Consider the following 10,921-nt stretch of genomic DNA (forward strand, 5'->3'; position numbering starts at 1 on the left):
AGACTGTGCACGCTTACAGACCAGGCAGATAGTGACGGATGCGCTCGATCAGGCTGTCGAGGCTGGCCGTATCGTGGGTGTCGACGCGCTTGCTTTGCAGCAGCTCGGCGTCGCTCAAGGCTTCGCGCGCGGCTTGCTGCGCCTGGATGACGGCCTCGGTGGCGTCGGACGGGTCCTGGCCGGCTGCCTGGCGTTGGGCCAGCCATTGGCTAATCACACTGTCCGGGGCTTGGCAGTCGAGAATCAAGAATGGCACACCGCAGGCTTCGGCGACTTGTGCAGCGCCGTCGCGCTGTTCGCGCTTGAGGTAAGTGGCATCGACGACCACCGGGAAACCGGCATGCAAGGCGGCGCTGGCAAGCTGGTGCAGGTGTTGGTAAACGTTGGCACTGGCCTGCGGGCTGTAAATCCCGGTGTGCAGTTGGGCCTGCTGGCCGACATCCTGTTCGCCGAGCAGGCGCTTGCGTTCGATATCGGAGCGCAAGCGGACCGCGCCCAAGGCTTCGACCAGGCGCAGGGCTACGTGGCTTTTGCCGACAGCCGAAACGCCGTGGGTGATGGCCAGGAAGCTGGAAGGAATGGCGCTGTAGCTTTCCGCCAGGTTGGCGTAGCGGCGGTACTGCGCAAGAATTTCCTGGCGCTGCGCAGCGTCTTGCTCCTGACCCAGGCGAAACAGGCTGACTTTGGCGCGCACCAGGGCGCGGTAGGCTTTGTAGAAGTTCAGCAGGTCGAGGGCGGCGTAGTCGCCGGTGTGTTCCAGCCAGGCATTGATAAAGCGCCGGGACAGCGGCTTGAGATCGCGATCCTCCAGGTCCATGGCCAGGAAGGCGGCGTCCGAGGCGATGTCGATCAGGCGGAAAGGCTCGTTGAACTCGATGCAGTCGAACAGCACGACGTCACCGTTCAGCAGGGTGGCGTTGCCTAAATGAATGTCGCCATGGCATTCGCGAATCGAGCCGTTGGCGGCGCGTTGCTCAAGCAGGGGCTGCAGACGGGCAAAGCTGCTTTCCGTCCAGGCTTCCAAGGCATCGACTTGCAGCAGGTCGGCCTTGTCGCTGAGCATCGGACGGATCTGTTCGAAGTTCTGCCGCATCGGCGCGACGATGGCGCTGGCGTTGCACAGCGGGTGATCGGAGGCGACCCGTGGTGTGTGCTGGTGGAAGCTGGCAATTTGCGCGGCCAGGGCGTCGATATGGGCGCCGCTCAGCTCGCCACGGGCCTGCACGGCATTCAGCAACTGGCTCTGGGGGAACTGGCGCATTTGCAGGGCGTATTCCAGTACCGGACCACTGCCATTGAACTGAGGCGCATCGCTACTGCCGGTGATTGGCAGGACTTGAAGGTACAGGTCATCGGTTAGGCGCTGGTTCAGGCGCAACTCTTCTGCACAGAAGTGGCCGCGGGCAGCCAGGTCGGAGAAGTCGAGAAAGCCGAAGTTGACCGGCTTTTTGATCTTGTAGGCAAAGGGGCCCGTGAGCAAAACCCAGGAAATGTGGGTCTCGATGACTTCGAAGCTGTCTACAGGGTGCGGGTACAGGGCCGGGTTCTGCAGGGCGGCGATCAATGCTTGGCTCACGGTCAATCCTTGCGATTAAGTCATTCTGGAAGGCGCCATTATGGCCTCTGTCGGCAGCTGTGCAAACCGCGGTGACGCGCCTGTTGAGGCGGGGCAAAGTGCGTATAATCCCGCGCCATGACTCGTTCCCGATCGCCTCGTTCTCGCAATAAACGCCGCGCCAATGCGCCACATCCGCTGCTGGGCTGGGTTGTTAAACTCGGTTTGGTGGGTTTGGTGGTGCTGGCGGGCTTCGCCATTTACCTTGATGCCGTGGTGCAGGAGAAGTTTTCCGGTAAGCGCTGGACGGTGCCGGCCAAGGTCTACGCGCGGCCACTGGAGCTGTTCGTCGGGCAAAAACTGACCAAGACGGACTTTCTCACCGAGCTGGATGCCCTCGGCTATCGCCGTGAGAGCGCCGCCTCCGGTCCCGGAGCGGCCGCGGTGGCTGGCAATGATGTGCAATTGCACACCCGCGGTTTTCAGTTCTACGAAGGTACGGAGCCAGCACGGCGGATTAACGTGCGTTTCTCCGGCGCTTATGTGGCCGGGCTGAGCCAGGGTGCGGGCGGCAACCTGGCAGTGGCGCGCCTTGAGCCCTTGCTGGTCGGCGGTTTGTACCCGGCTCACCATGAAGACCGCATTTTGCTCAAGCTTGATCAGGTGCCGCCGTATTTGGTGGAAACCCTGGTGGCGATTGAGGATCGGGAGTTCTTCAATCACTACGGTGTATCGCTCAAGTCGATTGCTCGGGCCTTCTGGATCAATGCCACCGCCGGGCAATTGCGCCAGGGCGGCAGCACCCTAACCCAGCAGTTGGTCAAAAACTTCTATCTGACCAATGAACGCAGCCTGACCCGCAAAGCTACCGAAGCCATGATGGCGTTGTTGCTGGAGCTGCATTACGACAAGAACGAAATTCTTGAGGCCTACCTGAACGAGGTATTTCTCGGTCAGGACGGCCAGCGCGCGGTGCATGGCTTTGGTCTGGCCAGTCAGTACCTGTTCAGCCAGCCCTTGGCTGAGTTGAAGCTGCACCAGGTGGCGCTGATGGTTGGTATGGTCAAGGGGCCGTCCTACTACAACCCGCGGCGCTTCCCTGAACGGGCGCTGGAGCGGCGCAACCTGGTGCTAGACGTGCTGGCCGAGCAGGGCGTGGTTCCTGCTGATCAAGTCGCTGCGGCCAAGCTCAAGCCGCTGGGCGTCACCAAGCGCGGCAGCCTGGCCGATAGCTCGTTCCCGGGCTTTCTCGATTTGGTTAAACGCCAGTTGCGTGAGGATTACCGCGAGGAAGATTTGACCGAGGAAGGGCTGCGAATTTTCACCAGCTTCGACCCCATCCTGCAGATGAAGGCCGAAGCGGCGCTTAGTGAGACACTCAAGCGTCTTTCCGCCGGGCGCGGCAAGGGCATTGATGAGGTCGAAGCGGCGATGCTGGTGACCAGTCCGGAAAGCGGTGAGGTGCAGGCCTTGATCGGCAGTCGCCAGCCGCGCTTTGCCGGCTTCAATCGGGCTCTGGATGCGGTGCGACCGATTGGTTCGCTGATCAAACCCGCGGTCTATCTGGCGGCGCTGGAGCGGCCAAGCCAGTACACCCTGACCAGTTGGTTGAGCGACACGGCATTTTCGGTCAAAGGCCAGGATGGGCAGGTCTGGAAGCCGCAGAACTATGACCGTCAAGCCCACGGCAATGTCTTCCTTTATCAAGCCTTGGCCAACTCTTACAACTTGTCCACGGCCAAACTCGGCCTGGCATTGGGTGTGCCGACGGTACTGAAAACCCTGGAGCGCCTTGGCGTGTCCCGTGAGTTTCCGGCATATCCGTCGATGCTGCTGGGGGCGGGGTCGCTGACGCCGCTGGAAGTGGCGGGCATGTATCAGACGCTCGCCAATGGCGGCTTCAATACGCCGCTGCGCGGCATTCGCAGTGTGTTGACGGCCGAAGGCGAGCCGCTCAAGCGTTACCCCTTCCAGATCCAGCAACGCTTTGATCCGGGCGCTATTTATCTGGTGCAAAACGCGATGCAGCGGGTGATGCGTGAAGGCACTGGGCGCTCGGTCTACAGCCAGTTGCCGGCTTCGCTCAATCTGGCGGGCAAGACGGGTACCAGTAACGACTCGCGCGACAGTTGGTTTGCCGGCTTTAGTCAGGATTTGTTGACGGTGGTGTGGTTGGGGCGAGATGACAACGGCAAGACGCCGCTGACCGGCGCTACCGGTGCCTTGCAGGTGTGGACTGGGTTTATGCGCAAGGCCGATCCGTTGCCGCTGGACATGCCGCTGCCGGATAACGTGGTCATGGCCTGGATCGACCCGCGTACCGGTGAGGGCTCCGACGCCAGTTGTCCGCAGGCGCGGCAGATGCCGTATATTCGCGGCAGTGAGCCGGCGCCCGGCAGCACCTGTGGTGTGCCTGCGCCGGCGGCCGAGGTGATGGACTGGGTCCGCGGCTGGTTGAATTAATCAAGTGAGGTTCGACGTGAGCAAATGGTTGGTTTCTGCTCTGGCAGTGACGGCGCTGATGAGTGGTTGTGCCTCGGTGCAACGTGGCGCCATTCCGGTGGTCGATGCGGGAGCGCCGGTGTCCGATGATGAGCGCGTGGCCAGTCGCGGCAGCAATGCGGCGGTTGTCCGGCAGCCGCAAGCGATTCCTCAGGATTCTGGGGTCGTCGTTATGGTACCGGGTGGTGCGGCCAGCAGTGCGCCCATCCAGAGTTTTCCGGCCAGTTCCGGGCCGATTGTTGGCAGTGTCAGCAGTCAGCCGATGTCTGGCGCGGCCATGGGGGCACCTGTATCTGCCCCAATGACCGCGCCAGGCTATCCGTCGGTTGCGCCGATGGCGCCAAGCGGCATCCCTGGCGGTGCTTTGGCGGCGGATGAGCAGTTGGATGGGCCGGTGTTGGCGCTGCTGACCACGGCACAGCAACAGCAGGGCGGTGGTGATTTGAATGGCGCGTCATCCAGTCTGGAGCGCGCGCAGCGGATCGCTCCTCGTGAGCCGCAGGTGCTTTACCGTCTGGCTGAAGTGCGCCTGGCCCAGGGCGATGCGGCGCAAGCCGAGCAGTTGGCGCGTCGTGGTCTGACTTATGCCAGTGGTCGTCCGTCCCTGCAAACGGGGCTGTGGGGGTTGATCGCCCAGGCACGGGAGCGTCAGGGTGATCCAGCCGGTGCTGCTGAAGCCCGTCAGCAGGCCCAGGGTGGGCGCTGATGGATCCTCGTTATGCGTTGCTGGCGGATCAATTGCTGCTGATCGAGCGCGAACTGCGGGTTCTAGGCTGGTGGGCGGACAGTGCGCCCAGTGCCGAAGCGCTGGCCAGTGTTGAGCCGTTTTGCGTCGATACGCTGGCTTTCGAGCACTGGCTGCAGTGGGTGTTCTTGGCGCGCATGAAGGCCATCATCGAGCAGGGTGGTGCTTTGCCCGCGGTATCCGGTATCCGGCCGATGGCGGAGATGGCTTTTCAGGGGCGTCTGGCGCAAGCCGGATCATTGCTGACCGTACTCGGCGAATTTGATCAATTGATCAGCGGCGTAGCCAGCTAAAGGCACGCCGCAAGCCGTCGACTTAGTTGCAGTTTTCCTTGATGGCTTTTTCGCTTTCGGCGATTTTTGCTTGGCGTTCGTCTTCGCCCAGTCGACGCATCTCACCCTTAACATCCATGCGCAGGCGCGGATTGTTCTGCAGTTGGGCCAGGTTGGTGCGCATGGCCTCGCAGTACTTCTTGCGCTCGGCCTCTTGGGCGGCGACATCCTGCTTGACCTTGGCATCAATGGCTTTCTGCTCGGCCTCACCGCTGCTCTCGAAGTTGGCAGCGGGTGGCTTGGCCTCGGGCGCTTTGGGCTGGATGATGTTGGTGTTTACCCGTGCGGCTTCCTGGCCCTCTGGCGGTTGTGCGCCAAAGTGGGTAACCCCTTGAGCGTCGACCCATTTATAGAACTGCCCAGCCATCACGCTGGTGCTCAGGGCGAGCAACAGGCTGCTCGTTATGATCATGCGTCGCATGCTGCTTCCTTCTTTTCGCTGCGGAACCTGGCAGTACTATAACCAAATCCTGCCAATCGTCATCCTGCGCCGCGTCACAGCGCCACAACTGCAATAAACAGCGGATCATGACTTGACTTGCCGTGCTCTATTCCGAACAATTCATAGTTCGCTTGGTAGTCCTGACTAAATCGGGATATCGGGCAGATCATGAGGCGCACACCCGCGCCGACTTGTTACACCCGCAACGCGTTACCTCGCGCTGGGTGGGAAGAACCCCGCAACACTTTGGGGCGTTCCCAATACTTGCTCAGTCAGTAGCTGACGTAGTCGGCGACCACCGTCGCTCATGCTCTGCTTGGCAGTAAACCTATTTTCAGGCTGTCCCACGATGGGCAGTTTTCTGGCGTTTTAGAGGTGATCAACGTGGAGCTGTTATCAGGCGCAGAAATGGTCGTCCGCTTTTTGCGTGACGAAGGCGTTAAGTATATTTACGGGTACCCAGGTGGTGCTCTTCTGCATGTGTATGACGCCCTGTTCAAAGAGCCCGAGGTGGAGCACATCCTCGTGCGTCACGAGCAGGCCGCCACTCATATGGCTGACGGTTATGCCCGTGCTACCGGCAAGGCTGGCGTGGTTCTGGTGACGTCGGGTCCAGGTGCGACCAACGCCATCACCGGCATTGCCACCGCGTATATGGACTCGATTCCGATGGTCGTGCTGTCCGGTCAGGTGCCGAGCACCATGGTCGGCACTGATGCCTTCCAGGAAACCGACATGATCGGTATCTCCCGGCCGATCGTGAAGCACAGCTTCATGATCAAGCATCCTGCCGAGATTCCAGAAGTTCTGAAGAAAGCCTTCTACCTGGCTCAGTCAGGTCGTCCTGGTCCGGTTGTGGTCGATATCCCTAAGGATATGACTGATCCGACCCAGAAGTTCGAATACGTCTACCCGAAAAAGGCCAAGCTGCGCTCCTACAGCCCGGCTGTGCGCGGTCATTCCGGCCAAATCCGCAAAGCGGCCGAGATGCTGCTGGCCGCTAAACGGCCAATCATCTACTCCGGTGGCGGCGTCATCATGGGCGGCGCTGCTGCGCCCCTGACCGAGTTGGCCAAGCTGCTCAATGTGCCAGTGACCAATACCTTGATGGGTCTGGGTGGCTTTCCGGGCACCGATCGCCAGTTCCTCGGCATGCTGGGGATGCACGGTAGCTACACCGCCAACCTGGCCATGCACCATGCGGACGTGATCCTTGCGGTCGGCGCACGCTTCGATGACCGCGTTATTAACGGCGCGTCCAAGTTCTGCCCGAATGCGAAGATCATTCATATCGATATCGACCCGGCCTCGATCTCTAAAACCGTGAAAGCCGATATCCCGATTGTTGGGCCGGTTGATAGCGTGTTGACCGAGATGGTGGCGATCGTCAAAGAAATCGGTGAAACGCCGAACCCTGAGGCGGTTGCCGCCTGGTGGAAGCAGGTCGACGAGTGGCGTGGCAGTGATCGCATGTTCCCTTACAACGAGGGTGACGGCAGCACGATCAAACCGCAGAAAGTGATTGAGACCCTGAGTGAAGTAACCAACGGCGATGCCTTCATCACCTCCGATGTGGGTCAGCACCAGATGTTTGCTGCTCAGTATTATCGCTTTAACAAGCCGAACCGTTGGATCAACTCCGGCGGCCTGGGCACCATGGGTTTTGGCTTCCCAGCAGCGATGGGCGTCAAGATGAATTTCCCGGAGGAGCAGGTTGCCTGTGTTACCGGGGAAGGCAGCATCCAGATGAACATTCAGGAGTTGTCGACCTGCATGCAGTACGGCTTGCCGGTGAAAATCATCAACCTGAACAACGGTGTGCTCGGTATGGTGCGCCAGTGGCAGGACATGATGTACAGCGGCCGTCACTCGCACTCCTACATGGAGTCTTTGCCGGACTTCGTCAAACTGGCTGAAGCCTACGGTCACGTCGGTATGCGTATTACCGATCTGAAAGACCTGAAGCCGATGATGGAAAAAGCCTTTGCCATGAAAGATCGCCTGGTATTCCTCGACATTCAGGTCGATACCAGTGAGCACGTCTATCCGATGCAGATCAAAGACGGTGCCATGCGTGACATGTGGCTTAGCAAGACGGAGCGGACCTGAATCATGCGACACATAATCTCTTTGTTGCTGGAAAACGAGCCGGGTGCACTGTCTCGCGTGGTTGGCCTGTTTTCGCAGCGTAACTACAACATCGAAAGCCTGACTGTGGCGCCAACCGAAGACCCGACCCTGTCGCGTCTGACGCTGACCACCGTGGGCCATGATGAGGTGATCGAGCAGATCACCAAGAACCTCAACAAGCTGATCGAAGTGGTCAAGCTGGTCGATCTGTCCGAAAGCGCGCACATCGAGCGCGAACTGATGCTGGTTAAGGTCAAGGCGACAGGCGCGCAGCGCGCAGAGATCAAGCGCACCACGGACATCTTCCGCGGCCAGATTGTTGATGTCACCAGCAGCGTTTACACCATTCAGCTGGCTGGCACGAGCGACAAGCTGGACAGCTTCATTCAGGCGATCGGCACTGCCGCGATCCTGGAAACCGTACGCAGTGGCGTCACCGGGATTGCCCGTGGCGACAAAGTGCTGAGCATCTAAACCTTTAGCGAACGGCCTTAGAGGCCAGGTAAATAGGGGAAATTCATGAAAGTTTTCTACGATAAAGACTGTGACCTGTCGATCATCAAGGGCAAGAAAGTTGCCATCATCGGTTACGGTTCCCAGGGCCACGCCCACGCCTGCAACCTGAAAGATTCCGGTGTGGACGTTACTGTTGGTTTGCGCAGTGGCTCTTCCTCGGTTGCCAAGGCTGAAGCCCACGGCCTGAAAGTGTCCGACGTTGCCAGCGCCGTTGCTGCTGCCGACCTGGTTATGGTTCTGACTCCGGATGAGTTCCAGGGCAAGCTGTACAAGGAAGAGCTGGAGCCGAACCTGAAGAAGGGCGCCACTCTGGCCTTCGCTCACGGTTTCTCGATCCATTACAACCAGGTTGTGCCGCGCGCTGACCTTGACGTGATCATGATCGCGCCAAAGGCTCCGGGCCACACCGTGCGTTCCGAGTTCGTTAAAGGCGGCGGCATCCCTGACCTGATCGCGATCTACCAAGACGCCTCTGGCAATGCCAAGAATGTTGCCCTGTCTTACGCTTCGGGCGTGGGTGGCGGCCGTACTGGCATCATCGAAACGACCTTCAAAGACGAAACCGAAACCGATTTGTTCGGTGAGCAGGCTGTTCTTTGCGGCGGTTGCGTTGAGCTGGTTAAGGCTGGTTTCGATACCCTGGTTGAAGCCGGTTACGCTCCGGAAATGGCTTACTTCGAGTGTCTGCATGAGCTGAAGTTGATCGTTGACCTCATGTTCGAAGGCGGTATCGCCAACATGAACTACTCGATCTCCAACAACGCTGAGTACGGCGAGTACGTGACCGGCCCAGAAGTGATCAACGCTGAATCGCGTCAGGCTATGCGCAACGCTCTGAAGCGTATTCAGGACGGCGAATACGCCAAGATGTTCATTCTTGAAGGTGCTTCCAACTACCCATCGATGACCGCATACCGCCGTAATAACGCGGCACACGGTATCGAAGTGGTTGGTGAGAAGCTGCGTTCGATGATGCCGTGGATCTCGGCAAACAAAATCGTCGACAAGAGCAAAAACTAAGCCCTTGTAGGTGTGAAAAAACGCGGCGATTGCCGCGTTTTTTTATTCCGCTCAGGAGCTTCTGGTATAAAGCCTGAGTGCAGGCGTGGTTTGAGTTGAACTGGTCACGCCTATCTCTGTCGAATTCTTTCCAAACACGTTGCAAGGTGCTGTTCATGAACGAGCGTCCCGAGGGAGTCGATCCGGTCTCCGCTGCCGAAAGCCTGTTACCGATCGATGAGCATGTTGAAGAAGGGCATGATGCCGAGGGGCGCAAGGTGCGTCATCGTGGTATTTACCTACTGCCAAACCTGTTCACGACCGCCAACCTGTTTGCAGGCTTCTTCTCGATCATCAGTGCGGTTAACGGTAAGTTCGAGATTGCCGCTATTACAGTCTTCGTCGCTATGGTGCTCGATAGCCTTGATGGGCGTGTTGCGCGCCTGACTAATACCCAGAGTGCGTTCGGCGCAGAGTACGACTCACTGTCGGATATGGTGGCCTTTGGCGTTGCGCCTGCCTTACTGGCCTACGAGTGGGCTTTGTCGGGGTTGGGCAATGTTGGCCTTACCGTTGCCTTTATTTATGTGGCATGTGCGGCTTTGCGCCTGGCGCGCTTCAACACCCAGATCGGTAAGGTGGATAAGCGCTACTTTATAGGCTTGGCCAGTCCGGCCGCGGCGGGTGTGGTGGCGGGTACTGTCTGGGCTGTCTGGGCGTTCGGGGAGAAGAGCGGTGTCAGTGGCGATGATCTGCCCATCGTTGTGGTCATGCTCTACGCCTTGCTGGTTGCTGCTGCGGGTCTATTGATGGTGAGCAACTTCAAGTACAACAGCTTTAAGGATTTGGACCTGAAGGGGCGCGTTCCCTTTGTAGCGATCCTGGCGGTGGTCTTGGTGTTTGCAGTGGTCTTTAGTGATCCGCCACGCATCCTGTTGTTGATCTTCCTTGCCTACGCTGTATCCGGGCCGCTGCAGTATTTGCTGCGTTTGCGCCGTACTCGTTCCATCTAGTTGTGCTGCACGTTTTGCGGCTGCCAGGAGTCTCTGGCGGTTGCGAACGTGTAATGACATGAGGCGTCGCCTTTAGTCTTCTCCTTTACCCCTTCTTTAGTGCGTGGTGCTGCTCCCGTTCCGGGCGGAGCGATGCGAGCTGCGTGCGCTGCAGCTGTTTGCGGTTGTTTTCTCTCTATAAGTAGCTGTACGGCGCTCGGTTTGATTTGCGCTGTTAGGGAGATCGTCAGCTGTTTGGAAAGAACCCCTTGACTGCTCAGTTTAAGTGTCTATAATTCGCAACTCTTCCGGCGCAGACCTCTCGGAAAACTCTTTTGAAAACAAAGGGTTAGCTTAAAAAGAGGGGTTGCAAAGCAGCGAAAGCTGTGTAGAATGCGCCGGGCTGACAGGGTGGTGTTTTGATCTTGTTGGTGCTTCGATCGAGTAGATCGGAAGCGGTTGAGAAGGATGTTGACAGCGGTTTGAAACGCTGTAGAATTCGCCTCCCGCTGACGAGAAGCTGAAAAGAAGATCGAAGGCGCAAGTGGTTGAAGTTGAAAAGAAATTTTCAAAAAACACTTGACGGAGAATGAGGCTGCTGTAGAATGCGCGCCTCGGTTGAGACGAAAGAATCAGCCAACCGCTCTTTAACAACTGAATCAAGCAATTCGTGTGGGTGCTTGTGAGGTAAGACTGTTAGTCAACTGA

General features: G+C 58.6%; 9 protein-coding genes. 7 read left to right on the forward strand and 2 right to left on the reverse strand.

Features of this window, described 5'->3' with window-relative positions:
* Positions 1-13: 13 nt before the first annotated feature.
* Positions 14-1,576 carry a bifunctional aminoglycoside phosphotransferase/ATP-binding protein gene (locus tag AC56DI_RS18980; RefSeq protein ID WP_496347515.1) on the reverse strand — a complete coding sequence of 521 codons (1,563 nt, stop codon included), beginning with the start codon at positions 1,574-1,576 and terminating at the stop codon, positions 14-16.
* 117 nt (positions 1,577-1,693) lie between these two features.
* On the opposite strand from AC56DI_RS18980, the gene mrcB reads away from it, so the two are divergent.
* Genes mrcB through AC56DI_RS18995 form a run of 3 tightly spaced genes read left to right on the forward strand, consistent with a single transcriptional unit; the run spans position 1,694 to position 5,095 of the window.
* On the forward strand, positions 1,694-4,018 hold the full coding sequence (mrcB, locus tag AC56DI_RS18985; RefSeq protein WP_496347516.1) for a penicillin-binding protein 1B: 2,325 nt from the start codon (positions 1,694-1,696) through the stop codon (positions 4,016-4,018).
* A 16-nt stretch (positions 4,019-4,034) separates the two neighbouring features.
* A complete protein-coding gene (locus AC56DI_RS18990; RefSeq protein ID WP_496347517.1) occupies positions 4,035-4,763 on the forward strand; it encodes a tetratricopeptide repeat protein in 729 nt (242 codons plus the stop codon).
* Positions 4,763-5,095 carry a YqcC family protein gene (locus tag AC56DI_RS18995; protein WP_496347518.1) on the forward strand — a complete coding sequence of 111 codons (333 nt, stop codon included), beginning with the start codon at positions 4,763-4,765 and terminating at the stop codon, positions 5,093-5,095. Before AC56DI_RS18990 ends, AC56DI_RS18995 begins: the two co-directional genes overlap by 1 nt.
* A gap of 22 nt (positions 5,096-5,117) precedes the next feature.
* Here the strand turns inward: AC56DI_RS18995 and AC56DI_RS19000 are convergent, their stop codons facing one another.
* Entirely contained in the window at positions 5,118-5,555 is a 438-nt protein-coding gene (locus tag AC56DI_RS19000) for a DUF4124 domain-containing protein (protein WP_496347519.1), read from the reverse strand.
* A 405-nt stretch (positions 5,556-5,960) separates the two neighbouring features.
* Between AC56DI_RS19000 and AC56DI_RS19005 the strand changes: the two genes are divergently transcribed.
* The 4 genes from AC56DI_RS19005 (at position 5,961) to pssA (ending at position 10,234) form a co-directional block, all read left to right on the forward strand.
* A complete protein-coding gene (locus AC56DI_RS19005) occupies positions 5,961-7,685 on the forward strand; it encodes an acetolactate synthase 3 large subunit (protein WP_496347520.1) in 1,725 nt (574 codons plus the stop codon).
* Between the two features lie 3 nt (positions 7,686-7,688).
* Positions 7,689-8,180: an acetolactate synthase small subunit gene (gene ilvN / locus AC56DI_RS19010; protein WP_324521859.1), complete on the forward strand. Its 492-nt coding sequence runs from the start codon at positions 7,689-7,691 to the stop codon at positions 8,178-8,180.
* 45 nt (positions 8,181-8,225) lie between these two features.
* Positions 8,226-9,242, forward strand: coding sequence for a ketol-acid reductoisomerase (gene ilvC, locus AC56DI_RS19015; RefSeq protein WP_422589509.1), 1,017 nt, complete (start codon positions 8,226-8,228; stop codon positions 9,240-9,242).
* A 155-nt stretch (positions 9,243-9,397) separates the two neighbouring features.
* Positions 9,398-10,234 carry a CDP-diacylglycerol--serine O-phosphatidyltransferase gene (gene pssA, locus AC56DI_RS19020; protein ID WP_496347521.1) on the forward strand — a complete coding sequence of 279 codons (837 nt, stop codon included), beginning with the start codon at positions 9,398-9,400 and terminating at the stop codon, positions 10,232-10,234.
* Positions 10,235-10,921 lie beyond the last annotated feature (687 nt).

The sequence above is a fragment of the Pseudomonas sp. BGA-UO-ETr-WB11 genome (assembly GCF_059567785.1).

What these genes read in the sequence shown, in the direction of transcription:
- mrcB (WP_496347516.1), top strand. Translation starts at nt 1,694, where the DNA reads ATGACTCGTTCCCGATCGCCTCGTTCTCGCAATAAACGCCGCGCCAAT.
- AC56DI_RS18995 (WP_496347518.1), top strand. Translation starts at nt 4,763, where the DNA reads ATGGATCCTCGTTATGCGTTGCTGGCGGATCAATTGCTGCTGATCGAG.
- AC56DI_RS19000 (WP_496347519.1), bottom strand. Translation starts at nt 5,555, where the DNA reads ATGCGACGCATGATCATAACGAGCAGCCTGTTGCTCGCCCTGAGCACC.
- ilvN (WP_324521859.1), top strand. Translation starts at nt 7,689, where the DNA reads ATGCGACACATAATCTCTTTGTTGCTGGAAAACGAGCCGGGTGCACTG.
- ilvC (WP_422589509.1), top strand. Translation starts at nt 8,226, where the DNA reads ATGAAAGTTTTCTACGATAAAGACTGTGACCTGTCGATCATCAAGGGC.
- pssA (WP_496347521.1), top strand. Translation starts at nt 9,398, where the DNA reads ATGAACGAGCGTCCCGAGGGAGTCGATCCGGTCTCCGCTGCCGAAAGC.